The following is a 25,820-nucleotide window of genomic DNA, read 5'->3' as shown; positions in this document are numbered from 1 at the left end:
CCGTTGCCGCCCCCCTTGCGTACAGGCGCCCGGGGCCGTTACGAAAGACGATCACCGGGGGGTGGGCTGCAACAGATGACGGGCGCGCGGAAGCGCACGCCCGCCGGGTGCCCGATGGCGCACCTGCTCCCCGCGCGGCGCGGGGGTGCTGATGAAATTATTATACGCGGTCCTAGGCCTCATGGCCCTTTTTGCCGCGCAACCGGCGCGCGCGGAAGCCGGGCAATTGCCGGTGCTCGATCTGGAAGCGCACGAAGACGCCCCGCCGCTCGCGCCTTTCGTACGGTTCGCCAAGCGCCCCGGCGAGACGCGAACACCCCAGCTGGACAAGATACTGGCCGGTCCCTTGCAGCGCATCGAGGGTCCGACCATCCATTTCGGACCGCCGGGAACCCGGACCGTCGTCCTGCTGAAAGTCCGGAATGCCAGCTATGAACAGGGCAGCTGGATCCTGACCACCGGCCGCGGCTCGCTCAAGCATTTCCGGCTCTACGAAGCGCGGCGCGGCCAGCTCTCGCTAATCGTCGACGGCACCAATTCAGAGGCGGCGCGGCGCAATCTCGGCACCTATCAGGCCTTCAGCGCAGAGCTTGCGCTCGCCCCGCGGCAGGAAAAGCTGGTCGCGATCGAATTTGTTTCCGAAAATTCGACCTACATGCCGCTCCGGATCCAGAGCTATGGCAGCTTTTTCAAGGAACGACGCGCCAATATCTCGATGGTGTCGGGCGTCGTCGTGGGCGCGCTGACGCTGCTGCTCCTCAATTTCCTCTTCTTCTCGATTACGGGGTTCAGGGAATTTCTGTGGCTCGCGGTGGCGGAAGCCTTTTTTGCCCTGAATACCATCCATTCGGAAGGCTATATCACGATCTTCTTCCTCTATGACAAACCGCTAACGGGTGTGGCGGTCGAGGATTTTATCAAATGCGGCTTTGCCGCGTCGATGGCGCAATTCTGCCGCAGCTTCGTCAACACACGCATCAATTTCCCGCGGCGCGACATGGCGCTGAAGGCGCTGATCTTCTTCGCTGTCGCGGTCATGCTGCTCCAGCCGGGGCTCGCCGCCTATCCGGCGGGCATGCGATTTTTCCTGCATCTGTCGGGTTGGCTCGTCGCGGTCGCCGTCGCGCTGTTCCTGCCCTTCGTCGGCTATGCGGCGATGAGGCAGCTCGGGTACCAATTGTGGCCGCTTTTCGTGGGCTGGGCCAGCTTGGCCCTGTTCATCATCTACGCCGCCATCGCATCGATGGGCGTATTTACCTGGCTACCGATCAACTGGCATCTCGCCGGCCCCGTCGGGCTCTTTGAATCGGTCATGGTCACGCTGGCGCTCGGGTTGAACCTCAAGAAAATCCAGCAGGAAAAGATTGCCGCCGACGCCAATTATGCGCGCTCGCTGTCCGAACGGCTGGAAATGAGCGAGCAGGCGAAACGACTGGCCGAGGAAAAGGCGTCGGCGCTGGAAACGGTGAACAGCCAGAATGCGCTGCTACACGCGTCGGGGCATGACAGCCGGCAGGTGATCCTGGCGCTCAACAGTGCGGTCGATGTGCTCAAGCGACGCGACGGATCGGGCGCCGATCGCGGGCTGGTCGAAATGCTCGAAAGTTCGGCCGACTACCTGAATGAAATCGTTTCGACGACGATTTCGGGTGCCAATATCGCCGCCGGCGATTCCGGCTTCGTCGCGCTAAGCAGCTTTCGCGCGCAAGCGCTCGTCGAACCGCTGTCGATGATGTTCAAGACGCTGTTCGCCGGCAAGAAACTGTCACTCGATGTCCGCGTCGATGGCGATATCACCATCATTTCGGACAAGCCCCTGTTGATGCGGGCGCTCGCCAACCTGATCAGCAACAGCTATAAATTCACCGACCGCGGCGGCGCGAGCATCGCCCTGTCGCTCGCCGGCGGGCAGGCGATGATCGTCATACGCGACAGCGGGATCGGAATGCCGGCGGAGGTCGTCGCGGCGCTCAATAGCGGTACCGAATCGCGGATTCGCGCGGACGAAAATGTCCAAGGCACCGGGTCGGGTTTCGGGTCGGCGCGGCGTATCATCCACACATTGCATGGATCGCTGAAGATCGAATCCTCGACCGCGGACGGAACCGAAATCCGCATCCTGCTGCCCGCCGCCTTTGCCACGACCACCCCGGTTTCCATCGAAGAGTTGCGCGCGCCGCTCAAGGGCTGGACCCTGCTCGATTTCGACGACCGTCCGGGCTTTGAAACCGGATTGGCAACCGCCGCGAGCCGCGTCGCCGCGCTGACCTATGACGATACGACGGTTACGCGCGGGCGGCTCAGCGAATTGGTCGATATGGTCGCGATCAAGCCGCCGTGCCGCGAATTGCTCGCGCATCCGCTGTTCGCCGCGGACCGGTCAGAGCAGGTTTAGCTCGTTCGCGCGCTCGACGATCTTACGATTGTGCGGGGCGTCGAGCTTGCGCCGCAGTTCGGCGATATGGAAGGATACCGTCGGCGGCGCGATCGCCAGGCGATAGGCGATTTCCTTGTTGGTCTCGCCCTGCGCCAGATAGTGCAGGATCGCCATTTGCCGCGACGACAACGCGACTGGCGGCTGTTGGAATTTGCCGAGCGCCTCGCCGATATGCGGCGAGATATAGATATCGCCCGCCAGCGCGGCGTCGCACGCCGCGACGATATGGTCGAGCGGATCGGACTTGCTGACCACCGCGCGCGCGCCGAGCTTCAGCGCCGAATGGATTTCGTTGAGGTGCGTTTCGCCGGTCAGGATGATCACCGTCATGTCGCGCGACCCGACGATTTCGGCGAGCACGTTGATCCCGCGCACGTCGGGCAGGTTGAGGTCGAGAATCACCAGATCGACGGGCTGCGACTGGACAAAGGCGCCCACCGTCGCCCCGCGGTCGAGCGCGCCGACCACCGCATAGCGATCGAGCGAATCGAACAGGAACCGCAGCCCGCTCTGCGTGATGCGATGATCGTCCACGATCAGAACATTATGCTTTACCGTCATGCCAGCGCCCCGCTCAGCCCATGACAGCTATTCCGCCGATATCGCACCCGCCGCAACCCGAATAATATTGGGGTGACGCCGGCATATTGTCGTCAGGCCGGCACGATCCGGCGGCCGACGCGGGCTTTCGGCACGAGCAGGCTTAGCCGAGCAGCCGTTCGTTCACGACCTTTCCGCCCTGCGTCAGGCGCACGGCGTTGCCGATCTCCTCGTCCAGCACCGGCTTGCCCGCTTCCTTTTCCCAAAAAGCCGACAGAAAGTTGAAGAGGTTACGGCTGAACAGCGCGCTGGTGTCGGCGGGCATCATCGCGGCGATATTCTTTGCGCCTATGACCGTGACGCCGTGGATTTTCTTCGTTTCGCCTGGCGCCGAGCCTTCGACGTTGCCGCCGCTTTCGGCCGCCATGTCGACGATTACGCTGCCGCTGCGCATCGTCGCAAGCTGTGCGTCCGAAATCAGCCGCGGCGCGGGGCGTCCCGGGATCAGCGCGGTGGTGATGACAATGTCCTGCTTGGCGATGTGCGACGATACCAGTTCGGCCTGTGCCGCCTTATACTCGTCGGACATCTCGGTGGCATAGCCCCCGGCGCCCTCGCCTTCGATCCCCGCCACCGTCTCGACGAAGATCGGCTTCGCGCCAAGCGAGAGGATCTGTTCCTTGGTCGCCGCACGCACGTCGGTCGCGCTGACCTGCGCGCCAAGGCGGCGCGCGGTCGCGATCGCCTGAAGCCCCGCGACGCCGACGCCCATCACAAAGGCTTTTGCGGCGCTGACCGTGCCCGCGGCAGTCATCATCATCGGAAAGGCACGACCATAGGCGTTCGCGGCGATCAGAACTGCCTTGTAACCGGCAAGGTTCGCCTGGCTCGAGAGAATGTCCATCGATTGCGCGCGCGTGATGCGCGGCATGAACTCCATCGCCAGCGCCTCGAGCCCGAGCTTCGCATAATCGTCGACGCGCGCGCGTTCGCCGAAGGGGTTGAGCCCGGCCGCGAGCCAGGCACCTTCGGCAAAGCCCTTCAAAGTCGCCGGGTCGGGTCCCTGAATGCCCAGAATGATGTTCGCGCCCTTCAGGACATCGGTACGCTTGCCGACGCTTGCGCCGGCAGCGCTATAATCGGCATCGGCAACCGATGCTGCCTCCCCCGCCCCGGATTCAATGGCAACTTCAGCCCCCAGACCAATGAATTTCTTCACGGTTTCCGGGGTCGCGGCGACGCGGGTCTCGCCATCGGCGAGCTCCTTCAGGACGGCGATGCGCACCACGGTCCGGTCAGGACGCGATCAGGAGGACGACGCCGACAGTGACGATCGCCGTGATGATCGACCCGATCTTGAACAGGTTGATGAAACCCGCATAGGTTTCCTCGGCCGCCTTCATTTCCTGCTGTGCCATGGCTTTTCCCCTTCAGCTGCCGGTTCGATGCCTCGGGCGCGCCGCCCCGGTCCAGAATCGGCCTTTGCGCCGGTCTTAGCTACGCACTCGCCTATGCTCAATAGCCGAAGCTAGCGATGCGCGGCAAAAGTCGAATGGCCTTAATCGCCCCTTTACCCCTATTGGCTAGACCTCGCTTCATCCACGGAACAACCACATAGACTTATTGGTTCAGGGGGCAGATTCGGAACGATGGCAAGCACGCGCGACACGCGAACAGTGATGATTGTCGACAGTGAGCCTGCTCAACAGCGCTTTCTGGCGGCATTGGTGTCGCGCGGCGGCTGGCGCAGTGTGATCGCGGCCGATACCGACACCGCGCTTGCCAAACTCGGTACGCAGGAAGGCATGGCGCTCGACGCGGTGCTGGTCGACCAGGGCGTGCCCGGCATGCCGGTCGCGGAATTCGTCGCCGAATTGCGCCGCTGGCGCCCCGCGCTGCCGCTCGTCGTCATCACGATGCGCAACGGGGTCGAAGTCGCGGTCGGCGCGATGCGCGCCGGGGCGAGCGACTTCGTCCAGAAACCCATCGCCCCCGACCGCCTGCTCGAAGCGCTCGATCGTGTCGTGTCGACCAGCGGCCCCCAGGGCGAGCTGCGTCCGCTGACCGAAAAGCTTCGTGCTCCATTGGCTTTCGAGGAAATCATCGGGTCGAGTCCCAATTTCCGCAGCGCACTCGCGATCGCCGCCAAGGCCGCGCGCGCGCGCGTCCCGGTGATGATCAACGGCAAGCCGGGCACCGGCAAGGAGGTCTTTGCCCGCGCGATCCACAGCGCGAGCCCGCGCGCGCGCGGCGCGCTGGTGATGGTCGATTGTTCGGCGGTGTCGCCGGGCCTGATCGGATCGGGCCTGTTCGGCCATGAACGCGGGGCCTTTGCGGGTGCTTTCGATCGGCAGGTCGGCCGGCTCGTCCAGGCGGACGGCGGCAGCATCATCATCGACCATGTCGAATGCATCCCGCTCGAAACGCAGGCGAAGCTCGTCGAGTTTTTGAACAGCGGCGAAGTCCAGATGATCGGCGGATCAATCCGCCAGAGCGTCGATGTGCGCATCATCGCAACAAGCGCCAGCCCGCTCGACAAGCTGATCGAGGCGGGACATTTCCGCGAAGACCTGTTCTACGCGCTCTCGAGCGCGCAGCTCACCTTGCCCTCGCTGTCCGAGCGACGCGGCGACGTCGGCCCGCTCGCGCGCCATTTGCTCGCGCGCATCGGTGGCCTTCCGGGCATGGGACCGATCGGCGTCACCGACGACGCGCTGCGCCTGCTCGCCGCCTATGCCTGGCCGGGCAACGTCCGTCAGCTTCAGGATGTGCTGTTCCGCGCCGCGGTGGGCAGCACGACCGACGTCCTCACCGCCGCCGATTTCCGCGCGATCGAGGCGACACTCGGCGGCGGCACAGCCAGCGACGGCGAGGTTGCGATCAACGGCGAGGCGATCGGTGTCACACTCTACCTCCCCGACGGCAATCTGCGCCCGCTCGAAGAGATCGAGGCCGACGTCATTCGCCTCGCGATCGGCCATTACCGCGGCCGCATGAGCGAAGTCGCCCGCCGCCTCGGCATCGGGCGCTCGACGCTCTACCGCAAATTGAGCGACCTCGGGATCGATACCGCCGCGTGACGGCGGCTCAGGCGGCCGTGATCGCCTGTTCGATCTGGCTCGTGTCGCTGTTGGTCAACGTCTTGGCGATCTCGCCAACCAGCCGCTTTTCCAGTTCGCCGTGATAATGGCTGCGCATCACGCCGAGCGTATTCGGGTCGGCTATGATCAGCAGCTTCTCAACCTCATTGCCCAGCACCAGCTTGTTCAGGAAGGCCGCAACCCCTGCCGCATGACCACGCTCGTCAAGGTCGCGGGGTTCCGGTTTCGCGCCACCCCGATTGGTCGTGTCGACGTCCGGGCTGGAAGCATCGACCAGATTGATCAGCCCTTCGTCGCCATCGTTGCGAAACAGCACGAAACGATTGCCGTCGGCGACTGCGACATGGGTGTCGTGGGGCAGTTGCATGAAAGTCTCCTTTGTTACCGGCCGCCTGAAAAGGCGGCCCTCATAGGGGAGACGCATCGATACCTTCCAGGTTGCGTCGTTCGCCCGATCAGGCCGTCAACGCGGCATCGCGCAGCCCGCGCCAGATGCGCAGCGCCTGCCGGTTCTCGGCAACGTCGTGGACGCGCAGCAGCTGCGCGCCCTGCGCCGCCGCCTGATAGTGGAGCGCGACGGTGCCGCCCAGCCTTTGGTCGGCGGGCGCTTCGTTATCGAGCGCGCCGATCATCCGTTTGCGGCTCGCACCGAACAGGATCGGGCAGCCAAGCGTGTGAAACAGCGCGAGCCCATTTATCAGCGCCAGATTCTCGCCGACGCCCTTGCCGAAGCCAAGCCCCGGATCGACGATGATCTTCGCGCGGTCGATCCCCGCCGCGACGCACGTCGCGACGCGTTCGGCGAGCATGTCGTAAACGTCGAACAGGACATGCCCGTAGGTCCCGCCCTCGTGCGGGTCGCTTTTGGCCGATGGCGCGTGCATCAGCACGACGGGGCAGCCCGCCTGCACCACCACATCCATCGCGCGGTCGTCATAGCGCAGCGCCGAAATATCGTTAACGATGCGCGCACCCGCTGCCAGCGCGGCCTCCATCACCGCGGCCTTGCGCGTGTCGATCGACACCGCAACGCCGCCCTTGGCCAGCGCCGCAACGACGCCTTCGATACGCGCAATCTCGTCGCCTTCCCATATCAGCGGTGCGCCGGGACGCGTCGATTCGCCGCCGACGTCGACGATCGCCGCACCCGCCGCGCCCATCGCAAAGCCCGCGTCCGCCGCAGCGGCGGCATCGACATGCTTGCCGCCGTCCGAAAAACTGTCGGGGGTGACGTTCAAAATGCCCATGATCTGCGGCTCGTTCAGCCGGATCGTTCGTTCGCCAAGTTGGAGATTGCCGCGCGGTCGCGCGAGACCGGCGCGCTGCGTATCCGCCGCCTCGGCGAGCCGGTCGGGCATCGCGGCGATCCATCCGTCCCAATCGGGAACCGGAACGATCGTCGATTTGACATTCAAGCCATCGCGCAGGCTGACGTGCCATGCGGCGAACCACACCATAGAATCGGCGATCCGCAGGCAGTTGTCATCGAGTTCGTGCGGGCGGTCGACGAAGCAGGTCGGGCGGCAATAGATTTGCGCATCCGCCGACGCGGCGCCGAGGTCCGGCTTGGTCAGCGGCTGGAACATCAGGCCTCGTTCGCCAGCAGCCAGTCCTGCCGCACCGCATCGATCACCCGCAATTCCTTGCCGGTATCGACATGCCAGAAGGTCCAGCCGTTACAGCTCGGCGCGCCCTGCACGCCCGCGCCGACCTTGTGGATCGATCCCGGCGTCTGCCCCTCGCAATCGAGGCTGCCGTCGACGCGCACCTTTGCCTTCCAGCGTCGCTTGGCGTCGGTCAGCAACGTTCCCGGCGCGATCAGCCCGCCTTCGACGAGCGTGCCGAACGCGACGCGCGTTGCGGCCTTGGGCGCCATCATCGTTTTTACCGCACTTTCGTCGAGCGGCAGCGCCAGCTCGATCCGTTCGAGCGCAGCCTCGATATAATCATCCTCGCGTTCGATCCCGATGAAATGGCGGCCGAGGCGCTTCGCGACCGCGCCCGTTGTGCCCGTGCCGAAAAAGGGATCGAGGATCACGTCACCGGGGTTCGAACAGGCGAGCAGGATGCGATAAAGCAACGCCTCGGGCTTTTGCGTCGGATGGACCTTCGTACCGCCCTTCTTCAGCCGTTCCTGGCCGCCGCAGATCGGGATCAGCCAGTCCGAGCGCATCTGAAGCTCGTCGTTCAGCGTCTTCATCGCGCGATAGTTGAAGGTATAGCGCGACTTTTCGCCCATCGACGCCCAGATCAAAGTCTCATGCGCATTGGTGAAGCGCGTACCCTTGAAATTGGGCATCGGGTTCGCCTTGCGCCACACAATGTCGTTGAGGATCCAATAGCCATTGTCCTGCAGCGCGGTGCCGACGCGGAAGATATTGTGATAGCTGCCGATCACCCAGATGCTGCCGTTCGGCTTCAGGATGCGCTTCGCTTCCTTCAGCCAGGCGTGGGTAAAGCGATCATAGGTCGCGAGGCTGTCGAACTTGTCCCAATCGTCGTCGACCGCGTCGACCTGGCTGCCGTCGGGACGCAGCAGATCGCCGCCGAGCTGGAGATTATAGGGCGGATCGGCGAAGATCATGTCGACCGACGCGGCCGGAAGCGAGCGCATCATCTCGACGCAATCGCCCTGCAATATGCTGTCGAGCGGCAGGTCCGCAGGGTCGACCTTGGGCGTCCGCCGCTTCGTCGCCGGCGCCTTGACCCGTTCCATTACACCCATGTCTCGCCCCTGTCTTCGACTGAAAGAAGGCCCTGATGAGTCAGGCGGCAACCGCCGTCAAGCGCAGGACTCTAGGGATTCCGCGTGACTAACTGGTTAACGGAGCGAGAACGAAAGGAGTCTGACACACGATATGGAGTCCCGGGCGAATCGCGGACTCAACCACTGGTGGTGTGGCAACGAGGACTCACCGGCAAAAAAAATTCGCCGCGACGGTTCAAAGCTTCGGATCGACCCCGGTCAGTTTGATCGACCGCAGCCACAGCTCACCGGCCAGATTAGGATCGCGCGCCATGCGCGCCGCGCGCGCCGGACCCGAACGGCCCGTCACCTCGCCCAACCCCTGCGGGCCCAGATAGTCGCCGCCCTGCACCCGCGCGCCCGTCGCCGCCTGTAATGTGGGCCACGCCCCCTGCGCCGCGCTGTTGAAGAACGGCGAGGCGAGCGGGGTCATCGCGCGGAGCGGCAACGGCAGGTGGCGCTGCAATTCGGTGAGCGCGACGCCGGGATGACACCCGATCGCCTGCGTCGCGCGGCCCGCGGCGCTCAATCGGCGGTCGAGCTCGAACAGGAAGAGCAGGTTCGCAAGTTTGCTCATCTGGTAACGCGCCCAATTATGATAGCCGCGCGACGCCGATAGGTCGCTGTAATCCATTTCCCCGCTCTTGTGCGCGATGCTGCCCGTGACGACGATTCGATCGTCGACATGCGGATGGACGAGGCCGGTCAGCGCAAAGGTGCCGAGGTGGTTGACCCCGAATTGTAGCTCATACCCCTGCTTGGTCAGCGACCGCGGCGGGATCATCACCCCGGCATTGTTCACCAGCACATCGATCCGCGGCGCCGACAATATCGCCTTCGCGGCATCGCGAACCTGATCGAGATCGGCAAGGTCGAGCAGCTGGAACGATAGGTCGGCGTTCGGCACATCGACGCGGATGCGGTTCATCGCCGCCTCCGCCTTATCGGCATCGCGGCATGCGAGGACGACATGGGCGCCGCGCGCGGCCAACACCCTGGAAACTTCGAACCCGATACCGGCGTTGGCCCCGGTGACAAGGAAGCGCCGGCCCGTTTGCGTGCCGACATCGTCGGCCGTAAATCCGTTGCGCATCGCCCTCTCCCGCCGGTCAGATCAGCGTCAGTTGCGCAACCGGGGCGAAACTGGCGCGGTGATGCGGCGTCGGTCCATGCTTTCGCAGCGCCGCGAGGTGATGAGCCGTGCCATAGCCCATATTGGTCTCCCAGCCAAAGCCCGGATAATCGCGGGCCACCGCGACCATGAAGCGGTCGCGATGTTCCTTTGCAAGGATACTGGCCGCCGAAATACAAGGATGCAGCGAATCGCCGCCGATGATCGCGCGCGCGCTGTAACGCCATTTGGGCAGACGGTTGCCGTCGACCAGCACCTCATGCGGATCGAACCCCAACGCCTCGACCGCGCGCGTCATCGCGAGGAAGGTCGCCTGCAAGATGTTGATCCGGTCGATTTCAGCGACGCTCGCCTCGCCGACACCCCAGCGACAACGGGCCTTGATCTCGATCTCCAGTTCGCCACGCCGCTTTGCGGTCAATTTCTTGCTGTCGTCGAGCCCGGCAATCCCGCCTTCGCAGAGCAGCACGGCCGCAGCGACGACCGGCCCCGCGAGCGGCCCGCGCCCAGCCTCATCGACGCCGACAGTCAAATACGCCAAGGCGGATATCTCCGGTATTCGGCCGCCTGGTAGAGGCACAGGCGATTGCCTGCGGGATCGGTCAGCCGCGCTTCGCGCCAGCCCCATTCCTCGTCCTTCGGCATCTGGTCGAAACGCAGCCCGCGCCGCGCCAGATAGGCGACCCACGCGTCGAGCGCGCCGCTTTCCAGATAGGTTGTCGTACCGCCCGCGGCTTCATCGCTGGCGTGGATCGACAAGGTGACTCCGTTCGCCGCTTCGAAGCGCGCATACCCATTGTCGGGGCTATCGACGATCTGTTTCAAACCCATCTGTTTGTAGAAAGCCACCGACACCGTATAGTCGCTTGCGGGAAGCGTGACCTGGTTGAGCGCAGGGCCGGTGAACAGCCCGTCGTTGCGCACATATTGCTGCCCCATCGGGCCGTGCCCCGTGCCAAGGCCCGGCGCGTCGAGCAACGACAGCCGCACGAAATCGCGCGCGCGCGCGATCGCGGGTTCGAGCGGCATGCCCTGCGCCAGCCCCGTCGCAATCGCGCTTGCCAGCGTACAGCCGGTCCCGTGGCTGTGCGGCGTATCGATCCGCGGCGCCTCCCAGCGCGCAACCTCCCCCTCGCCGGCCTCCAGCAATCGGTCGATCACCGTCTCGCCCTCGGCATGCCCGCCTTTGACGAGCAACGAGCAGCCATGCGCAAGCACCGCTTCCTCGCCGCCGAGCGCTTCGAGTTCGGGCAGGTTGGGCGTGGCCACCGTTGCGCGATCGAGCAAGGCCTTGAACGCCGCGATCGTGGCATCGTCGGCGAGGACCGACCCGCTGGTCGCAATCATCACCGGATCGAACACGAGCGCTGCCGCCGCGAGATCGGGCTGCGCCAGCCGGTCGGCGACCGCCGCCGCGGTCTCGGCGCTGCCGATCATGCCGATCTTCACCGCGTCGACGCCGATGTCCGATGCTACGCTGTCGATCTGTGCCAGCACCATCGCGGCCGGAACCGGATGGACGCCCTGCACCCCTAGCGTATTCTGCGCGGTGATCGCGGTGATCGCGGTGATCGCATGACCGCCCAGCATCGTGACCGCCTTGATATCGGCCTGGACGCCTGCGCCGCCGCCGCTGTCCGAGCCGGCGATAATCAACACGCGGGCGGTCATGGAACAACTCCGTCGATGGGAGCCGATATCACAGCTTAGCCTCTCGCTCCCGGATGCCGCCGCTCGGTCGACGCGGGGAATTTGGCCAGCGCGGCGCCTTCGCGGAGCGGACGATCGAGCAGGTCGCCGCCGCAATTGGGGCAGCGTTCGTCGAGCTTGTCGGCGCAGTTCGCGCAGAAAGTGCATTCGAACGAGCAGATGAAGGCACCATGGATATCGGCGGGCAAATCGCGGCCGCAGCGTTCGCAATCGGGTCGCATTTCAAGCATGTCAAAATTCCTTAAAAGCCGTTGGCCCCGAGCGCGTCGAAGGGCCGTTCTTCCTTCCCCGTCCATAGAGAAAGGAACGGTGCTTCGACAAGGTCGGCAGACCGGGTGGGAGTGATATTCAGGCGGCGGCCGCGCCCCGCACCGCATCGCAGATCATGTCGACGACGCGCTCGACCTCGCCGGCATCGTCGCCTTCGGCCATCACGCGGATCAGCGGTTCGGTACCCGACGGACGGATCACCAGGCGTCCGCGCCCGTTCAGCGCCGCCTCGCCCTCGGCGATCGCCGCCTGCACCCGCACGTCTTCCAGCGGCTTGCCGCCCGCGAACCGGACGTTTTTCAATAGCTGCGGCACCGGATCGAACTGGTGTAGCAATTCGCTCGCCGGCTTGCCGGCGGTCACCAGTTCGGCGAGGACCTGCAGCGCGGCCAGCGTGCCGTCGCCCGTCGTCGCATAGTCGGACAGGATCATATGGCCCGACTGTTCGCCGCCGACATTGAAACCGCCCTCCCGCATCCGTTCGAGCACATAGCGGTCGCCGACCTTTGTGCGTTCGAGCCGCAATCCTTCGCCTTCGAGGAAGCGCTCGAGGCCGAGGTTCGACATCACCGTCGCAACGACCCCGCCGCCCTTCAGCCGCCCCTGCCGCGCCCAGCTCGCGCCGATCAGGCCCATGATCTGATCGCCATCGACGATGGTGCCCTTTTCATCGACGACGATCAGCCGGTCGGCGTCACCGTCGAGCGCAATGCCGATATCGGCACCGCTCGCGACGACCGTTTCCTGCAGCAGCGCGGGCGCAGTCGATCCGCATTTGTCGTTGATGTTGGTGCCGTTCGGGGAAATGCCCACCGCGACGACGTCGGCTCCCAATTCCCAAAACACCGTCGGAGCGCTGTTGTACGCGGCGCCATTGGCGCAATCGAGCACCATCTTCAGCCCGTCGAGGCGGATCGATTCGGGCAGGCTCTGTTTTACCGCATGGATGTAGCGCCCGCGTGCATCCTCGATGCGCTTTGCGCGGCCGATGTGCGCGGGGTCGGCGAGCGGTGGATTTTGTGCCAGCAGATATTCGATCTGCGCCTCGTCCTCGTCCGAGAGCTTGTATCCATCGGGCCCGAACAATTTGATGCCATTGTCATAATAGGGGTTGTGGCTTGCCGACAGCATGACGCCGAGGTCGGCGCGCATCGAGCGCGTGAGCATCGCGATCGCCGGGGTCGGCATCGGGCCGACCTGCACCACGTCCATCCCGACACTGGTGAACCCCGCGACGAGCGCGTTTTCGAGCATATAGCCCGACAGGCGCGTATCCTTGCCGATGACGACACGATGCTTGTGGTCGCCGCGCAGGAAATGCGCGCCCGCCGCCATGCCGACGCGCATCGCAACTTCGACCGTCATCGGGATCTGGTTCGTCAGTCCGCGAATCCCGTCGGTTCCGAAAAACTTGCGCATGACACCTCTGCTACCTAAGCCCGGCTTACCGGACCGTCCCCGGCCGGCCGGGGTGGCCCCTTCACGGACCTTCTTGGCCCAAAAACCGGTTCCCACTTCTTTCGGGAGGTGCTCTATGTCACCCTCTTTTGCTTGGCAAGCTGACCATAAAATTCGCCGGGAGAATCCGTCTTGAAATCCGCCTGGTTCATCCTTTCGGCGCTCGTCGCCGGCATGTTGCTCGGGATTGCAGTCGAACTGGTCTCGCCCGCGGCGGGCACCGCGTCGCTTCCATGGATCGAACCCGTCGGGCTGCTCTGGCTGAACGCGCTCAAGATGACGATTGTCCCGCTTGTTGTCGCGCTGCTGATCACCGGCATCACCGCGACCGCAGACGCCGCGCGCGCAGGCCGGCTCGCTTTCCGCGCGGTGATGACCTTTCTTGGCGCGATTTTCCTGTCTGGGCTGATGACCTTGCTCCTCGCCCCGTTGTTGCTCCGGCTCTTTCCGCTGTCGCCCGAGGCCGCCACGGCGCTCCGTCACGGCCTCGGCGGCACGGCGGAGGCGGGGCCTTCGCCGACCTTCGGCGACTTCCTGCTCTCGCTGGTTCCGACCAATCCCATCGCGGCGGCCGCCGAAACCGCGATCCTGCCGCTGATCGTCTTCACCACCATCTTCGCCTTTGCGATCACCCGGCTCGAACCGCCGCAGCGCGCGACGCTGTCCGGCCTGTTCAAGGCGCTCGGCGACGCGATGCTGATCGTCATCGGCTGGGTACTCGCGCTCGCCCCGATCGGCGTCTTCGCATTGGGCTATGCGCTTGCGGTCAAGGCGGGGGTCGCGGCGTTCGGCGGCCTCATCCATTATGTGCTGATCCTGTCGGCGGTCGGCACCGGCTGCATCCTGCTCGGGCTGCTGCTCGCGTGGCTCGTCGTCGGCATCACCGTCCCGCGCTTCATTCGCGCGATGGTTCCGACACTTGCGGTCGCGATCAGCACGCAAAGTTCGCTCGCCAGCCTCCCGGCGATGCTCAAATCCTCCGAAGAGCTCGGCGTCGATCCCAAGAAGGCCGACGTCGTCCTGCCGCTGGCCGTCGCCCTGTTCCGCTTCACCAGCCCGGCGATGAACCTCGCCGTCGTCATCTATGTCGCCTGGCTGTTCGGGGTCGAGCTGACCCCGTGGGAAATGGCGGTCGGCCTGCTCGTCGCGATGGCGGCGGCGCTCTCGTCGGTCAGCCTGCCCGGCTCGATCAGCTTCGTGACCTCGATCGCGCCGATCGCGGTGTCGATGGGCGTTCCGGTCGCTCCGCTCGGCCTGCTCGTCGCGGTCGAGACCTTTCCCGACATTTTCCGAACGATCGGCAATGTGATCGGCGATGTCGCGGCGACCAAATATGCCGCCGACGGTGTCGAAGCCGAAGCCCCCGCAGCAGCAGGAGAAAGCGCATGAAATATCGCAAGCTCGGCCACGGCCTTGAGGTGTCGGCGATCGGCATCGGCTGTATGCCAATGATCAAGGGCGGCAATATCCTTTATGGCGAGGCCGCCGATCCCGACGAATCGACGCGGACGATCCACCGCGCGATCGATCTTGGCGTCACCTTTTTCGACACCGCGCAAATCTATGGCCCTTTCTCGAACGAGGAACTGCTTGGACAGGCTATCCGAGGCAAGCGCGACGGCCTCGTCATTGCCACCAAATTCGGCTTCCGCTTCGAAGGCAAACAGATCACCGGCGTCGACGGATCGCCCGCCAATGCCCGCGCGGCGTGCGAAGGCTCGCTCCAGCGGCTCGGCATCGACACGATCGACCTCTTCTACCAGCACCGCGTCGATCCGTCGGTCCCGATCGAGGAAACCGTCGGCGGGATGATGGAGTTGGTGAAGGAAGGCAAGGTTCGCCACATCGCGCTATCCGAAGCCGGCGCGGAGACGATACGCCGCGCCGCCAGGGCCGCGCCGATCACCGCATTGCAGAGCGAATATTCGATCTGGGAGCGCGACGTCGAGGACGATATCCTCGGCGCCTGCCGCGAGCATGGCATCGGCTTCGTCCCCTATTCGCCGCTCGGCCGCGGCTTCCTAGCGGGCGCGGTGCGCAGCCGCGACGAATTGCCCGAGAGCGACTGGCGGCGGAACGACCCACGCTATTCGGACGAGAATCTTCCCGCCAATCTCGCAATCGTCGACGCGATCGGCGCGGTCGCCGACCGGCATGGCGTGTCGAAGGCGCAGGTCGCGCTGGCCTGGCTGCTGGCGCAGGGCGACGAAATCGTTCCCATTCCCGGCACCAAGCGCCGCGCCACGATGGAGGACAGCGTCGCCGCCGCCGACGTCACGCTGACCGTCGACGACCTTGCCGCGATCGACGCCGCAGCCCCCAAGGGCGGCACGAGCGGCCTGCGCTATGGCGAGACAGGGATGCGGATGGTGCGGCTCTAGCCGACCGCTGACGACTGGTTGCGGTCCTTGATCCTTCCTGTGGCTGCGCCACAAGGAGGATATTAACTTCGGCTGCCTACCCCAATGCCGCCGCCGCTTTCGACCGAGGACGCTGGCCCTATGCCTGAACGGGCAATTCGATGATCGCGTCGAGGCCGCCGCCCGGGCGGTTGTGCAGCGTCAGCGTGCCGCCCTCGCCTTCGGCTATATCGCGCGCGATCGACAGGCCGAGCCCGGCGCCGCCGGTTGCGCGGTTGCGCGACTGTTCGCCGCGCGCAAAGGGTTCGACGAGGGTGCGAATCTGCTCCTCCGTCAGTCCGGGGCCGTCGTCGGACACGATGATGCGCGCACGCCCCGCTGCCGCCGTCACCGACAGCCGGCCGCGCTGGCCATAGGCGAGCGCATTGTCGGCAAGGTTGCGCAAGGCCCGCTTGAGCAGCAGCGGCCGCGCCAGCACCGCGACGGCAGCGACGTCGGCGACGGAAACATCCTTACCGCGCTCCTGATAATCGGCCGCCAGTTCGCCGATCAGGTCGCGCAGCGGCAGGCGCTCCAGCGCCTCGGTCCCGGCGCCCGACCGCGCGAGCGCCAATATGTCGCTGAGCATCGCGGTCATTTCCTCGATACTCGCGACCATCTTGTCGCGCAGCAGGTCGTCGTCGACCTGTTCGACGCGGACGCGCAGGCTGGCAAGCGGGGTGCGCAGGTCGTGTCCGACCGCGCCGAGCATCCGGTCCTTGTCCGACAGCATCGTTGCGATGCGGGTGCGATAAGCGTTGAAGGCGGCGATCAGGTCGCGGACATCGGACGGCCCCTCTTCTTCGATCGGTTCGGCTTCGCGCAGCGCCGGGCTGACGCGCGCGGCACGCGTCAGGTCGCGTAGCGGCCGCGCGGCTCGCCACGCGATCAGCATGATCGGGACGAGCAGGAGCAGGTAAAGCGACAGCGTCTGCCAGGCGAGAAAGCCCTGCAACCGATTGCCGCCGGCGGCGATCCGCGTCCGCACGGCGAAATAGCGTTCGTCGACCTTGGCAACGACGACGACGGCGCGGTCGGGAAAGGCCGGCCGCCGCAGCCGCTGGCGTTCGCGCGGCGGGAGCGCCCAGGCATCGACCGATTCGACGTGGACGTTCGTCTCGTCGAGGAGGCCGCTGACATATTTGGCGAGATCGGGCAGCCGCACCGCCCCAACCGGCAGCGGCGGCATTGTATCGGAGATCACCAGCTTTTGCGCGCGCTCGCGCGCCTCGGCGTCGCTTCGTGGGCGCCGGAAATCGCCGCGCCGGTCGCGCTCGATCGCATCGATCACGCGCGCGACCGCCATGCCGCCGCCGTGCGCCAGCGCCTGTTGCCGCATCCCGCGCGACAGCAGGACGAAGTTGATCGCCTGCGCGACGAAAAGCATCACCGCCACCGCGAAGACAAGCTGGCCGACAAGGCTTTTGGGCCAGAGACGCAATTTCATGCCGCAGGCCCCATGCGCCGGACCTCGCACGCGAGCGTATAGCCCCCGCCCCACACAGTTTTGACGATCTGCGGATGCGCGGCATCGACCTCGATCTTCTTGCGCAGGCGGCTGACCAGATTGTCGATCGCCCGGTCGAAAATATCGGCTTCGCGGCCGCGCACCATGTCGAGCAGGCGGTCGCGGCTCATCACCTGCCGCGGATGGCGAACGAGCGCGTGGAGCAGATGATATTCGCCCGACGACAGCGCGACCTCGTTGCCGTCGGCATCGACAAGCACCCGTTCGACTTCGCGCAGCACCCAGTCACCAAAGGCATAGCAGGTGCCGCCGCCGTCGATCGCGCGGCCGCCCTGCTGGGTACGGCGCAGCACGGTGCGGATGCGCGCGACCAGTTCGCGGGGATTAAAGGGTTTGACGACATAATCGTCGGCACCGATTTCCAGTCCGACGATCCGTTCGGTATCCTCGGCGCGCGCGGTCAGCAGGATTACGGGTATATTGCTCGTCTCGCGCAGGTGGCGGGTCAGCGACAGCCCGTCCTCGCCCGGCATCATGATATCGCTGACGACAAGGTCGACGCCCTGCGCGCGCAGCACAGACCGCGCCTCGGCCGCACTCGCGGCGTCGGTCACGGCGAAACCCTGCGCAGTCAGATATTCGCCCAGCGGCTCGCGTATCGACGGTTCATCGTCGATGAGGAGAATGCGCGGCGCGTCGCTATCGGTCATGGGGTTCCCGTCAAAAATGGATGCTAGTTCGCCCACCGGCCGCGAGGGGCCGATGGGCGATAGCTGGCAGGGACCGGCGGCAAAGGCAATGCCCGGGAGGGGGGAGGAAGGCGGTGCGCTTCGCGCCTTGTCCCTGCCAAATGGTTAGGGGTTGGCGGGGGCGGCGGGCGCCGCACCGCGCTTGGCGCGCCATTCGCCGCGTTGCGCCTGGCGTTCCTCGGGCGTTACCTGTCCATCCTTGTTCGCATCGGCGGCGTCGAAGCGGGCAAGCGCCGCCGTCTGGAACTCGGCCTGGCTGATCGCCTTGTCGCCGTCGGCGTCGGCCTTCATCCAGCCGCCGTGACCGCCGCGCATGCCGTGGCCGCCACGTTTGCCGCGATGGCCGCGCATATGGTCGCGCTTGCCTTCGCCGGCTTCGCCCGCGGCGGCGCGCTTTTCCTTGCGTTCGGCGCGTTTCGCGGCGCGCTCGGCGCCATGCTGATCCCATTCGGCCTTGCTGATGCTGCCGTCCGAATTGGCGTCCAGCGACGCAAAGCGCTTCGCCTGCATTTCGGCATGTTTGGCGGCGCGGTCGGCGGCGTCGAGCTTGCCGTCCTTGTTGGCGTCCATCTTGGCGAACATGTCGGCCGCCTTGGCTTGCGCCTCGGCGCGAGTCAGCGTGGCGTTGCGGTCCCCGCCGGGAGCGGCGAGGACGGGCACTGCGATCAATGCGGCGCCCAATGTCAAAAGAGAGATTTTCTTCACGTCATAAACTCCTGCATGGGACACTCGGAGGGAAAACCCCGGCCCCGATGAAGGCGTTCTAGATGCGATCTGTCCCAACGAATTGCCGGATCGACGACAAATTGTCGCAATATGTCGCAAAAATACGGCCTCGTTCATTTGAACGAAAGCGGCGGTGGAAACATTGCGGACTCGGCGCTGGCAAGTCCACTCCGCGCCTATCTTTTCCCATGCCCGGAAACAGGTAAGCCCCGTCGCATTCCTGCGGCGGGGCTCCCTAGACTTCGTCCGAAGACAGAAGTCATATCCACTCTTTCTTTCGATCAAGCAGGTATATGAAACGCGGCAAGGCTCCGATGGTTCCCGCCCGCGCCGATTATTTTCAGCTCAGCTTTCGCGCGGCGGCCGAACCCATGATCAGGAATAGCACGACCAGCGCAAGGCCGACGAAGAACAGGATCTTCGCGATGCCGGCGGCCGCACCCGCGACCCCGCCGAAACCGAGCACCCCGGCCAGCAGCGCGATCACCGCAAAAATCAAAGCCCATTTGAACATCTGAAATCTCCTTGCACCTTGCGCGGCATACCCGCCTCGAAAGCCAGAACTTTCGACGGTGAACGGCCGGCGGCCGCGCCCTAAATCTCGGATTGTCGATACGAAGGCATAACGATGCCGCCGCACCAAAGTTCCGCAAGGCCAGCGACATAAATCCTTGCCTATCGTGCGCGCGATGCGCTTATGCGCATATCGTTCGAGGGAGTTTCCATGACCAGTTCACCGCTTAACCCGCTGCTTGCCGCTGCGACCGCCGCGCTGTGCCTTTCCTCCGCAGCACAGGGCCAGCCGGCCGACGAGGCAGCAGGTCCGAGCACCGCCTATCTCAACAAACAGATGGCGGCGCTTGCCGAGCGCAGCGGGATCGACGGCTGGCGCGCCACCCCGTCGGGGCTGCGCTGGCGCCGGATCGCCGGCGACGGCAGCGGCGCCCGCCCCGGCCCGACCGACGAAGTCACGGTTCATTATGTCGGCACCTTTACCGACGGACAGGAATTCGACAGTTCGGTCCGGCGCGGCGAGCCGACGACCTTCCCGCTCAACCGCGTGATCGCAGGCTGGCAGGAGGGCGTCGCCCTGATGGGCGTCGGCGACAAGGTCGAACTCGCGATCCCCTGGCAGCTCGCCTATGGACCGGAGGGCAAGGGCCCTATCCCCGGCGGCGCGACGCTGTTGTTCACCGTCGAACTTCTGGGCGTCAAACCCGCTGGCTGAACCGGCAAAGCCACCGGGACGGCTGCGGAGCGGGGACCGCCCCCCTTCCCCCTTGCGCTCGCCTCGCGAATCGGTCACAACTTTACGTGAACGTAAAGGTAAAGCAGCCGCGAGAGGATTCTTCCCCATGACCCTTCCGACCTTCGACACGATCAAGCTCGACATCACCGATAATGTTGCGACGATCACGCTCAATCGTCCCGACCGGCTCAATTCGATGCCGCCCGCAATGGCGGACGATATCCGCGAAGCGCTCGATCATCTGCCGGGCCTTGGCGCGCGCGCGCTGCTGATCACCGGCGAAGGCCGCGGCTTCTGTTCGGGAGCCGACCTTGCGGGCGATCGCTCGGCGGGCGGTGCGGTCAGCGGCGGCGCGCGGAGCCGCAATGCACTGCGTGGCCATTACAACCCGATGCTGCTCGCGCTCGCCAATCTCGACATCCCCGTCGTCGTCGCGGTCAACGGCCCCGCGGCGGGCGTGGGGTGCAGCTTTGCGCTGTCCGGCGATTTCACTATCGCGGGCAAGAGCGCCTATTTCCTGCAGGCTTTCGTCAACATCGGCCTCGTCCCCGACGGCGGCTCGTCGTGGTTGCTGCCGCGACTGGTCGGCGTGCCGCGCGCATTGCAGATGATGATGCTGGGCGAGAAGATTTCGGCCGATCAGGCCGCCGACTGGGGCATGATCTACAAGAGCGTCGACGATGCCGACCTGATGGCCGAAGCGAAGGCGCTGGCGGCGCGGCTCGCGAACGGGCCGACGATCGCGCTCGGCACGATGCGCAAGATTCTGCGCGACGGGCTGACGCAGGATTTCGCGACGACGCTCGATGCCGAAGCCAAGGGCCAGTTCATCGCGGGCGGCACCGCCGATGCGATGGAGGGCATCATGGCGTTCCAGCAAAAGCGCAAGACCGGGTTCAAGGGGATGTAAGCATTGTGATCCCCGGCGAAAGCCGGGTCCCGCAACCAACCGTGAATGGGCCCCGGCTTTCGGCGGGGGCCACGATCCTTATTCGGCCGCTTCCTCGACCATCACCTTCTTGTAGATGCTCGTGCGCGGATAGGAGCAGAGCCGCATCACCATCGGCTCGAAGAATTCCAGCGGCTCGCTGTCATAATCGGGATCGAACGCCGGCGCGTCATATTTCTCGCAGAATTCGGCGCACGCCGCATAATGCGGGCTGTCCTTGAACTGATCGCGCATGTCGCGATCGAGCCCGAGATAATGAAAGAAATAATGCCCTTGGAAGATGCCGTGATGCTGGACGATCCACAGATTTTCTTCTGACAGGAAAGGCTTGAGGATCGCGGCTGCGACATCGGGATGATTGAACGCGCCGAGCGTGTCGCCGATGTCGTGGAGCAGCGCCATCACGACATATTCCTCGTCGCGGCCGTCGCGGTGCGCGCGCGTTGCGGTCTGCAGGCAATGTTCGAGCCGGTCGACCGGGAAGCCGCCATAATCGCCACCGAGCAGCTTCAGATGCTCTAGGATGCGCTTGCCATTGTTGGGCGCGAACTCCTTTTGCTCGCGCGCGATAATGTCCCAGTCTTCCTGCGTCCCGTCGATCATCGACCGGAAGGTCGCATGCTCGTGCGTCATGTCGTTCATGGCAGCCTCTCCTTGTTGGCGACCAGTCTACGTCATTCGTTGCTGTTTGCAACTGTCCGGCGATCGAACCCCGACGGCCCTGCGGCGCCTACTCGAACTCGGCGTTCATGACGCCATATTTGCGGGCTTCGTCCAGCGTCAGGCAGCGCCGCGTCGACTTGTCGGGACCGCTGCCTTTCACCGCCTTCTGCTTGTACATGATGTCGGTAAGCAGCTCACGCGACAGGAACATGCGGATCATGAAATCATTGTCCTCACTTGCGAGCTGCGCCGCATCCTGCTCAATCTCGCCGATCAGCTCGGTCGTCGCATCGGTACCCATGGCGACGCTGTAATCGATCGTGCTCCTGTCGCCGGTGCGGGTGAACATATGCACGATAAACTCCCCGCCGGGATCGATGGTGCGCGACCGCCCGCCCATGAACATGAAGTTACACGCGCTGTAACAGGCCCAACCCGAAGGGATGCGCGTGACGACGTCCAGCGTGTCGCGGATCAACCGCCCCGCTTCATTGCCTGCGCGCGCATCGCCGCCTGGCGAGCTCAGCCATATTTCATCGAGGTCGGGATGCTTCGCGAGCGCGGCCTTCAGCCGGGGCACGACATCCTTGTCGATGCGCCCTTCCCCCTTGATGATTTTCCACCCGCCCTGCTCGAAATAGGTGAATTGCATCTGCGGATTGGTCGACCAGCCGGGGTTGAGCGGGCAAGTCGGATTGATCGGATCCTTTGCCGGCGTAGCGCCGATCGCAAGCAGCGCGGCGGCGGCGATCGAAAGACGCGCGAACGGCTTCATGCCGCAACCACATATCGCGCCTGGCCGGGTTCCTTGCACATGCGCTTGGTGACCCGCGTTTCCTCGCCTTCGACGATGATGAAGTCGGTAACACTCATACAGCGCCGGCCGCCCGCCTCGTCGTTGCGCGCCACGACAGTCGACGATCCACTAACATTCTCGCGCGTCGCGCTCGTCCAGTTCGCGGTCGCGCCGACCTCTTCGCCGCGCGTCACCTCCTCGGTCGCTGCCGCCGCCTGCACCTGCTCGCCGGGATCGAGGCGGCAGGCAATCGCGTCGGTCAGCGTCCCGCTCACCTCTGCAATCGGCACATAGGAATAGACACCGGCCTTGCTCGCCGCATCGCCGACCGCGTCGTTGAGCACATTGCCGAGGATGTTGCGGCCGATGCTATTGCCCTTCTTACCCTTGGGACAGCCGCCGTTGCCCTCTTCGCTCGGTTTGGGCGCAGGCGTCGTCACCTTGCGCAGCAGACTGCCGAACTGCGCCTGCGCCGGTGCGACGGTCAGCAGGCAGGCCGCAAGAACGGCCGGGGTCGCCCATATTTTACGCATCATAATCCACCCTCGTGGCGCCCGGTGCCGGGCCATCGTGCGACCTTTTATAGGCGCTTTTCATGCCACCCGCTGTGATTTTCATCAACCTTGCAACTTATGTCATCCAGACAGGTTGAATTAACACCGAATATGTCACAGTAACGCCGCCATGCTCTCGCAAAAGACCCGCTATACGATCCGCGCGTTCCAGCACCTTGCCGACCATTGGGGCAAGGGGCAGGTGCAGCTGGCGGACATTGCGGAGGCGCAGAATATCCCGCCCAAATTCCTGACCGTCATCCTGTCCGAAATGGCGCGTGAGGGTCTGCTCATCTCGCAGCGCGGGCGCGACGGCGGATACCAGCTGGCCCTGCCGCCGGTCGATATCAGCTATGGCGACCTCGTCCGGCTGACGCGCGGCTCGCTTGCGCTCGTTCCCTGTGCGGCGCGCAACGCGCACGAACAATGCAAGAATTGCCTGCCCGAAATCGAATGCCGGATGCGCAGCCTGATGCTGAAGGTCCGCGACGACACCGCGGCGATCCTCGACCGCATCACGCTGGCCGACCCGATCAAGATGGAGCCCCTGTTCGAAAAGGACGAGGCGGCCGAATAGCGGCAGGAAGCTGCGTCAGACCAGCGGGCTTCCTTCGATGGCGGAGGTTGCGACAACATTCCGGTTGGCAAGGCCGATAGAATAAGAAGGTGCAAGGAATGGGCGCTACCCGCATGATATTGCAGCTTACGCTCATGTGTTTTGTCGGCGGCTCCACCGCCGCCGAGCCCAAGGTCGAGCAGAAGACAATCCTCCCCCAACCAGATCAAGTCTCGTTCTTCGAACGACCGATTACGCTTGCCGCAGCCCGAAGGTCCGATGTGCCCAGCCCACTCGTGATTTTGCTTGATCGCGACCCATGGGCGGCGGTGATTGGGTCGGACTCCCCGACGTTCGCACTCTATGAGGAGGGAACTGTAATCCAGAAAGCTGCGAACGGCTTCACGGCTACGCGCTTAACCGACCAAGAACTGAAGTATTTTCTCGATCGACTTAATCTTCCGGCCCTCTCGCGGTTTTACGGACGTTTTGAGGCCGAGAACGCAACGGATCAACCCACCCAAGATTTGCTCGTCTATCGGGCTGAGAGGCCGGTATTCGTTTCTGTGTATGGCTCGCTTAAGGACAGCAATGTCCGGGCGAAGATACCGAAGGAAGTCACCGCTGCCTACGATATGCTGACCCAATTCCAACACCCCAAAAGCCGCGCTTGGCTACCTAAAAACATTGAAGTGATGATCTGGCCATATAAGAATGCACCCGGTCTGTCGGTGAGATGGCCACCGGAATGGCCCGGTCTCAGCGATCCAAAGACGATTAGACGAGGCGACTCGTTCAGTATATTTATGCCGTCGCTCCAACTTGCCGAGTTGCGCGCATTCCTAAAGCGCCGGAAGGAAAAAGGCGCCGTCGAAATAGACGATGAAAAATGGGCGGCTTCCATCCGCTTTCCTTTTCCTCATGAAAAGCTCTGGATGGCTCCTCATCCCGAACTGAAATGAGCACGAGAATGACGTCTGCTTCCCGCCCCCAAACCGACCTTTTTTGCGGCGTCAGCCCTTGGCTTCCATCCGCGCGCACAATTCGTCGACCTTGGCCGCCAGATCGTTCACGCGCATCTGGTCGAGCTTTTCGTGCAGCCGCATGATTTCCAGCTCGGCGCGCAGATTGATCTCGTAATCGACGCTCGCGGTCAGCCGGTCCTTCGCGGACTGCCGGTTCTGGCTCATCATAATAATTGGTGCCTGCACCGCGGCGAGCGTGGAGAGCATCAGATTGAGGAAGATGAAGGGATAAGGATCGAACGCCAGCCCCCAGCGTTCGAGCACCTCGGAATTGAGCAGCATCCAGCCGAGCAGCACCAGCGAAAAGACGATGATGAACCCCCACGATCCGCCGACCGCCGCGACCTTGTCGGCCAGCCGGTCGCCATAGCTGGCCTGCGCGTCCTCGATATCGGCGGCGTCGCGGCTGCTCGGCGCACGCGCGGCGATCGCTTCAACGACGCGCCGTTCTTCGGCATCGAGCTGGTCGAACGCGCGGCCCAGCAACCGCAAGGACAGATCGTTGAGATGCGTGACCGCGTTCATCGGGCTCCTATCAGACCCAGCGCCAGATGCCGGCGACCATGTAACCAAGCGCACCATGCGCCCAGGTCGCGGCAATCCAAAGCACTATTCCGCCCAAGAGGGCATGCGGACGCGGGATCGCGTCGCCCCACGGCGATTGGCCCGAAACCTGCCGCGCATAGGGAATGAAGCTCGTGCGCGCCGCCCAGCCGCGCCAGGCATCGCCCATCAAACGCGCCTTTTTCGTATCCTGCCCCGCCGACCCGACGAGCGCGAGAAAGGCGATGATCGCCGACAATATGATCTGGCCCGGCGTCGGCATCACCATCGCATGCGCCACCGCCCAGAGCGTAAAGCCCCACATCATCGGGTGCCGCGTGATCGCGAATACGCCGCGCGGCGGCGCCCCGGCGGCCTTTTCGGCGCCCGGTGCGGGCAGCGCCGGATTACCGATGAGCGATCCCATGAACAAGATGCTCGCAAAAAGCACAAGCAGCGACGCGACCGTCCAAAGGCCGTCGCCGACCGCCCACAACGGGGGTTCGGGCGGCATCCCGCGCCACGCCTGCACCACCATGATCAGCGTTGCGATCGCGACGATCGAGTAGACGATCTGGAACCCCCGCTCGCCCAGCCGCCCCGCAAGCCCCGCGCGCAGGGGGTGCGACAGCAAGAGGTGCGAACCGACGAACAGCACGCCGGTGACGACCAAGAGCGATATCGGTTGCATGGTCCATCCTTCCCGGCCCCGGTGATCCCGCCGGCGGCAGGCGACTCGCGGCCTCATG

General features: G+C 64.6%; 28 protein-coding genes. 8 read left to right on the top strand and 20 right to left on the bottom strand.

Features of this window, described 5'->3' with window-relative positions:
- Positions 1 to 151: 151 nt before the first annotated feature.
- A complete protein-coding gene (locus ATE71_RS13585) occupies positions 152 to 2,395 on the top strand; it encodes a sensor histidine kinase (protein WP_082665209.1) in 2,244 nt (747 codons plus the stop codon).
- On the opposite strand, the gene ATE71_RS13580 is transcribed toward ATE71_RS13585, so the two are convergent.
- The 3 genes from ATE71_RS13580 to ATE71_RS13570 all read right to left on the bottom strand — a co-directional run bounded on the left by ATE71_RS13580 (position 2,381) and on the right by ATE71_RS13570 (position 4,395).
- A complete protein-coding gene (locus ATE71_RS13580; protein ID WP_058803884.1) occupies positions 2,381 to 2,998 on the bottom strand; it encodes a response regulator in 618 nt (205 codons plus the stop codon). The two genes, ATE71_RS13585 and ATE71_RS13580, sit on opposite strands and share 15 nt — an antisense overlap.
- Before the next feature lie 142 nt (positions 2,999 to 3,140).
- Positions 3,141 to 4,262 carry an NAD(P) transhydrogenase subunit alpha gene (locus ATE71_RS13575; RefSeq protein WP_058803882.1) on the bottom strand — a complete coding sequence of 374 codons (1,122 nt, stop codon included), beginning with the start codon at positions 4,260 to 4,262 and terminating at the stop codon, positions 3,141 to 3,143.
- A gap of 10 nt (positions 4,263 to 4,272) precedes the next feature.
- Positions 4,273 to 4,395, bottom strand: coding sequence for an aa3-type cytochrome c oxidase subunit IV (locus ATE71_RS13570; protein WP_058803880.1), 123 nt, complete (start codon positions 4,393 to 4,395; stop codon positions 4,273 to 4,275).
- 231 nt (positions 4,396 to 4,626) lie between these two features.
- Here ATE71_RS13570 and ATE71_RS13565 point away from each other — a divergent pair, with 231 nt between their 5' ends.
- On the top strand, positions 4,627 to 6,057 hold the full coding sequence (locus ATE71_RS13565; RefSeq protein WP_058803879.1) for a sigma-54-dependent transcriptional regulator: 1,431 nt from the start codon (positions 4,627 to 4,629) through the stop codon (positions 6,055 to 6,057).
- A gap of 7 nt (positions 6,058 to 6,064) precedes the next feature.
- On the opposite strand, the gene ATE71_RS13560 is transcribed toward ATE71_RS13565, so the two are convergent.
- The 8 genes from ATE71_RS13560 to glmM all read right to left on the bottom strand — a co-directional run bounded on the left by ATE71_RS13560 (position 6,065) and on the right by glmM (position 13,355).
- Positions 6,065 to 6,445: a host attachment family protein gene (locus ATE71_RS13560; protein ID WP_058803877.1), complete on the bottom strand. Its 381-nt coding sequence runs from the start codon at positions 6,443 to 6,445 to the stop codon at positions 6,065 to 6,067.
- Positions 6,446 to 6,533: 88 nt separating this feature from the next.
- Positions 6,534 to 7,664: a dihydropteroate synthase gene (folP, locus tag ATE71_RS13555; RefSeq protein WP_058803875.1), complete on the bottom strand. Its 1,131-nt coding sequence runs from the start codon at positions 7,662 to 7,664 to the stop codon at positions 6,534 to 6,536.
- A complete protein-coding gene (locus ATE71_RS13550; protein WP_058803873.1) occupies positions 7,664 to 8,803 on the bottom strand; it encodes a site-specific DNA-methyltransferase in 1,140 nt (379 codons plus the stop codon). Before ATE71_RS13550 ends, folP begins: the two co-directional genes overlap by 1 nt.
- A gap of 217 nt (positions 8,804 to 9,020) precedes the next feature.
- A complete protein-coding gene (locus ATE71_RS13545) occupies positions 9,021 to 9,917 on the bottom strand; it encodes an oxidoreductase (RefSeq protein ID WP_058803871.1) in 897 nt (298 codons plus the stop codon).
- Between the two features lie 16 nt (positions 9,918 to 9,933).
- Complete coding sequence (locus tag ATE71_RS13540; RefSeq protein ID WP_235588019.1) at positions 9,934 to 10,488, bottom strand: ribonuclease HII; 555 nt, start codon at positions 10,486 to 10,488, stop codon at positions 9,934 to 9,936.
- Positions 10,485 to 11,627, bottom strand: a complete 1,143-nt coding sequence (gene thiD / locus ATE71_RS13535; RefSeq protein WP_058803869.1) for a bifunctional hydroxymethylpyrimidine kinase/phosphomethylpyrimidine kinase — start codon at positions 11,625 to 11,627, stop codon at positions 10,485 to 10,487. The genes ATE71_RS13540 and thiD overlap by 4 nt, the downstream gene beginning before the upstream one ends.
- Before the next feature lie 35 nt (positions 11,628 to 11,662).
- Positions 11,663 to 11,896 carry a DUF1272 domain-containing protein gene (locus ATE71_RS13530; RefSeq protein WP_011541267.1) on the bottom strand — a complete coding sequence of 78 codons (234 nt, stop codon included), beginning with the start codon at positions 11,894 to 11,896 and terminating at the stop codon, positions 11,663 to 11,665.
- A 118-nt stretch (positions 11,897 to 12,014) separates the two neighbouring features.
- On the bottom strand, positions 12,015 to 13,355 hold the full coding sequence (gene glmM, locus ATE71_RS13525) for a phosphoglucosamine mutase (protein WP_058803867.1): 1,341 nt from the start codon (positions 13,353 to 13,355) through the stop codon (positions 12,015 to 12,017).
- A gap of 171 nt (positions 13,356 to 13,526) precedes the next feature.
- On the opposite strand from glmM, the gene ATE71_RS13520 reads away from it, so the two are divergent.
- Together ATE71_RS13520 and ATE71_RS13515 are read left to right on the top strand one after the other, a co-directional pair.
- On the top strand, positions 13,527 to 14,783 hold the full coding sequence (locus ATE71_RS13520; protein ID WP_082665208.1) for a dicarboxylate/amino acid:cation symporter: 1,257 nt from the start codon (positions 13,527 to 13,529) through the stop codon (positions 14,781 to 14,783).
- Positions 14,780 to 15,775 carry an aldo/keto reductase gene (locus tag ATE71_RS13515; protein WP_058803865.1) on the top strand — a complete coding sequence of 332 codons (996 nt, stop codon included), beginning with the start codon at positions 14,780 to 14,782 and terminating at the stop codon, positions 15,773 to 15,775. The genes ATE71_RS13520 and ATE71_RS13515 overlap by 4 nt, the downstream gene beginning before the upstream one ends.
- A gap of 118 nt (positions 15,776 to 15,893) precedes the next feature.
- Here the strand turns inward: ATE71_RS13515 and ATE71_RS13510 are convergent, their stop codons facing one another.
- From ATE71_RS13510 to ATE71_RS21755, 4 genes are all read right to left on the bottom strand, one after another.
- Positions 15,894 to 17,240 (bottom strand): sensor histidine kinase, encoded by a 1,347-nt coding sequence (locus tag ATE71_RS13510; RefSeq protein WP_058803863.1) that lies wholly within the window; start codon positions 17,238 to 17,240, stop codon positions 15,894 to 15,896.
- Positions 17,237 to 17,971 carry a response regulator gene (locus tag ATE71_RS13505; RefSeq protein ID WP_058803860.1) on the bottom strand — a complete coding sequence of 245 codons (735 nt, stop codon included), beginning with the start codon at positions 17,969 to 17,971 and terminating at the stop codon, positions 17,237 to 17,239. Before ATE71_RS13505 ends, ATE71_RS13510 begins: the two co-directional genes overlap by 4 nt.
- A 144-nt stretch (positions 17,972 to 18,115) precedes the next feature.
- On the bottom strand, positions 18,116 to 18,715 hold the full coding sequence (locus tag ATE71_RS13500) for an EF-hand domain-containing protein (RefSeq protein ID WP_058803858.1): 600 nt from the start codon (positions 18,713 to 18,715) through the stop codon (positions 18,116 to 18,118).
- Between the two features lie 361 nt (positions 18,716 to 19,076).
- Positions 19,077 to 19,250 (bottom strand): DUF1328 domain-containing protein, encoded by a 174-nt coding sequence (locus ATE71_RS21755; protein ID WP_082665206.1) that lies wholly within the window; start codon positions 19,248 to 19,250, stop codon positions 19,077 to 19,079.
- Between the two features lie 210 nt (positions 19,251 to 19,460).
- Here ATE71_RS21755 and ATE71_RS13495 point away from each other — a divergent pair, with 210 nt between their 5' ends.
- Positions 19,461 to 19,964, top strand: a complete 504-nt coding sequence (locus ATE71_RS13495; protein WP_058803856.1) for an FKBP-type peptidyl-prolyl cis-trans isomerase — start codon at positions 19,461 to 19,463, stop codon at positions 19,962 to 19,964.
- A 127-nt stretch (positions 19,965 to 20,091) separates the two neighbouring features.
- Positions 20,092 to 20,895, top strand: a complete 804-nt coding sequence (locus tag ATE71_RS13490; RefSeq protein ID WP_058803854.1) for an enoyl-CoA hydratase-related protein — start codon at positions 20,092 to 20,094, stop codon at positions 20,893 to 20,895.
- A gap of 78 nt (positions 20,896 to 20,973) precedes the next feature.
- Here the strand turns inward: ATE71_RS13490 and ATE71_RS13485 are convergent, their stop codons facing one another.
- From ATE71_RS13485 to ATE71_RS13475, 3 genes are all read right to left on the bottom strand, one after another.
- Entirely contained in the window at positions 20,974 to 21,576 is a 603-nt protein-coding gene (locus ATE71_RS13485; RefSeq protein WP_058803852.1) for an HD domain-containing protein, read from the bottom strand.
- An 88-nt stretch (positions 21,577 to 21,664) separates the two neighbouring features.
- Positions 21,665 to 22,372, bottom strand: coding sequence for a hypothetical protein (locus ATE71_RS13480; RefSeq protein ID WP_058803849.1), 708 nt, complete (start codon positions 22,370 to 22,372; stop codon positions 21,665 to 21,667).
- Positions 22,369 to 22,926, bottom strand: coding sequence for a hypothetical protein (locus ATE71_RS13475; protein WP_058803932.1), 558 nt, complete (start codon positions 22,924 to 22,926; stop codon positions 22,369 to 22,371). Before ATE71_RS13475 ends, ATE71_RS13480 begins: the two co-directional genes overlap by 4 nt.
- A 151-nt stretch (positions 22,927 to 23,077) precedes the next feature.
- On the opposite strand from ATE71_RS13475, the gene ATE71_RS13470 reads away from it, so the two are divergent.
- On the top strand, positions 23,078 to 23,524 hold the full coding sequence (locus ATE71_RS13470) for an RrF2 family transcriptional regulator (protein ID WP_058803848.1): 447 nt from the start codon (positions 23,078 to 23,080) through the stop codon (positions 23,522 to 23,524).
- 113 nt (positions 23,525 to 23,637) lie between these two features.
- Positions 23,638 to 24,465: a hypothetical protein gene (locus tag ATE71_RS13465; RefSeq protein ID WP_058803845.1), complete on the top strand. Its 828-nt coding sequence runs from the start codon at positions 23,638 to 23,640 to the stop codon at positions 24,463 to 24,465.
- A gap of 51 nt (positions 24,466 to 24,516) precedes the next feature.
- Here the strand turns inward: ATE71_RS13465 and ATE71_RS13460 are convergent, their stop codons facing one another.
- Both ATE71_RS13460 and ATE71_RS13455 read right to left on the bottom strand, forming a co-directional pair.
- Positions 24,517 to 25,053 carry a DUF1003 domain-containing protein gene (locus ATE71_RS13460; RefSeq protein WP_058803843.1) on the bottom strand — a complete coding sequence of 179 codons (537 nt, stop codon included), beginning with the start codon at positions 25,051 to 25,053 and terminating at the stop codon, positions 24,517 to 24,519.
- Positions 25,054 to 25,063: 10 nt separating this feature from the next.
- A complete protein-coding gene (locus tag ATE71_RS13455; RefSeq protein WP_058803841.1) occupies positions 25,064 to 25,762 on the bottom strand; it encodes an NnrU family protein in 699 nt (232 codons plus the stop codon).
- Positions 25,763 to 25,820: the final 58 nt, after the last annotated feature.

Origin of the sequence: Sphingopyxis sp. H115 (genome assembly GCF_001468465.1) — a bacterium.
GTDB lineage: Bacteria > Pseudomonadota > Alphaproteobacteria > Sphingomonadales > Sphingomonadaceae > Sphingopyxis.
Note: the sequence above shows the minus strand (reverse complement) of the source record. Positions and strands in the feature narration are given on the sequence as shown.

What these genes read in the sequence shown, in the direction of transcription:
- ATE71_RS13585 (WP_082665209.1), top strand. Translation starts at nt 152, where the DNA reads ATGAAATTATTATACGCGGTCCTAGGCCTCATGGCCCTTTTTGCCGCG.
- ATE71_RS13580 (WP_058803884.1), bottom strand. Translation starts at nt 2,998, where the DNA reads ATGACGGTAAAGCATAATGTTCTGATCGTGGACGATCATCGCATCACG.
- ATE71_RS13570 (WP_058803880.1), bottom strand. Translation starts at nt 4,395, where the DNA reads ATGGCACAGCAGGAAATGAAGGCGGCCGAGGAAACCTATGCGGGTTTC.
- ATE71_RS13565 (WP_058803879.1), top strand. Translation starts at nt 4,627, where the DNA reads ATGGCAAGCACGCGCGACACGCGAACAGTGATGATTGTCGACAGTGAG.
- ATE71_RS13560 (WP_058803877.1), bottom strand. Translation starts at nt 6,445, where the DNA reads ATGCAACTGCCCCACGACACCCATGTCGCAGTCGCCGACGGCAATCGT.
- folP (WP_058803875.1), bottom strand. Translation starts at nt 7,664, where the DNA reads ATGTTCCAGCCGCTGACCAAGCCGGACCTCGGCGCCGCGTCGGCGGAT.
- ATE71_RS13550 (WP_058803873.1), bottom strand. Translation starts at nt 8,803, where the DNA reads ATGGGTGTAATGGAACGGGTCAAGGCGCCGGCGACGAAGCGGCGGACG.
- ATE71_RS13545 (WP_058803871.1), bottom strand. Translation starts at nt 9,917, where the DNA reads ATGCGCAACGGATTTACGGCCGACGATGTCGGCACGCAAACGGGCCGG.
- thiD (WP_058803869.1), bottom strand. Translation starts at nt 11,627, where the DNA reads ATGACCGCCCGCGTGTTGATTATCGCCGGCTCGGACAGCGGCGGCGGC.
- ATE71_RS13530 (WP_011541267.1), bottom strand. Translation starts at nt 11,896, where the DNA reads ATGCTTGAAATGCGACCCGATTGCGAACGCTGCGGCCGCGATTTGCCC.
- glmM (WP_058803867.1), bottom strand. Translation starts at nt 13,355, where the DNA reads ATGCGCAAGTTTTTCGGAACCGACGGGATTCGCGGACTGACGAACCAG.
- ATE71_RS13515 (WP_058803865.1), top strand. Translation starts at nt 14,780, where the DNA reads ATGAAATATCGCAAGCTCGGCCACGGCCTTGAGGTGTCGGCGATCGGC.
- ATE71_RS13510 (WP_058803863.1), bottom strand. Translation starts at nt 17,240, where the DNA reads ATGAAATTGCGTCTCTGGCCCAAAAGCCTTGTCGGCCAGCTTGTCTTC.
- ATE71_RS13505 (WP_058803860.1), bottom strand. Translation starts at nt 17,971, where the DNA reads ATGACCGATAGCGACGCGCCGCGCATTCTCCTCATCGACGATGAACCG.
- ATE71_RS21755 (WP_082665206.1), bottom strand. Translation starts at nt 19,250, where the DNA reads ATGTTCAAATGGGCTTTGATTTTTGCGGTGATCGCGCTGCTGGCCGGG.
- ATE71_RS13495 (WP_058803856.1), top strand. Translation starts at nt 19,461, where the DNA reads ATGACCAGTTCACCGCTTAACCCGCTGCTTGCCGCTGCGACCGCCGCG.
- ATE71_RS13490 (WP_058803854.1), top strand. Translation starts at nt 20,092, where the DNA reads ATGACCCTTCCGACCTTCGACACGATCAAGCTCGACATCACCGATAAT.
- ATE71_RS13485 (WP_058803852.1), bottom strand. Translation starts at nt 21,576, where the DNA reads ATGAACGACATGACGCACGAGCATGCGACCTTCCGGTCGATGATCGAC.
- ATE71_RS13480 (WP_058803849.1), bottom strand. Translation starts at nt 22,372, where the DNA reads ATGAAGCCGTTCGCGCGTCTTTCGATCGCCGCCGCCGCGCTGCTTGCG.
- ATE71_RS13475 (WP_058803932.1), bottom strand. Translation starts at nt 22,926, where the DNA reads ATGCGTAAAATATGGGCGACCCCGGCCGTTCTTGCGGCCTGCCTGCTG.
- ATE71_RS13470 (WP_058803848.1), top strand. Translation starts at nt 23,078, where the DNA reads ATGCTCTCGCAAAAGACCCGCTATACGATCCGCGCGTTCCAGCACCTT.
- ATE71_RS13465 (WP_058803845.1), top strand. Translation starts at nt 23,638, where the DNA reads ATGATATTGCAGCTTACGCTCATGTGTTTTGTCGGCGGCTCCACCGCC.
- ATE71_RS13460 (WP_058803843.1), bottom strand. Translation starts at nt 25,053, where the DNA reads ATGAACGCGGTCACGCATCTCAACGATCTGTCCTTGCGGTTGCTGGGC.
- ATE71_RS13455 (WP_058803841.1), bottom strand. Translation starts at nt 25,762, where the DNA reads ATGCAACCGATATCGCTCTTGGTCGTCACCGGCGTGCTGTTCGTCGGT.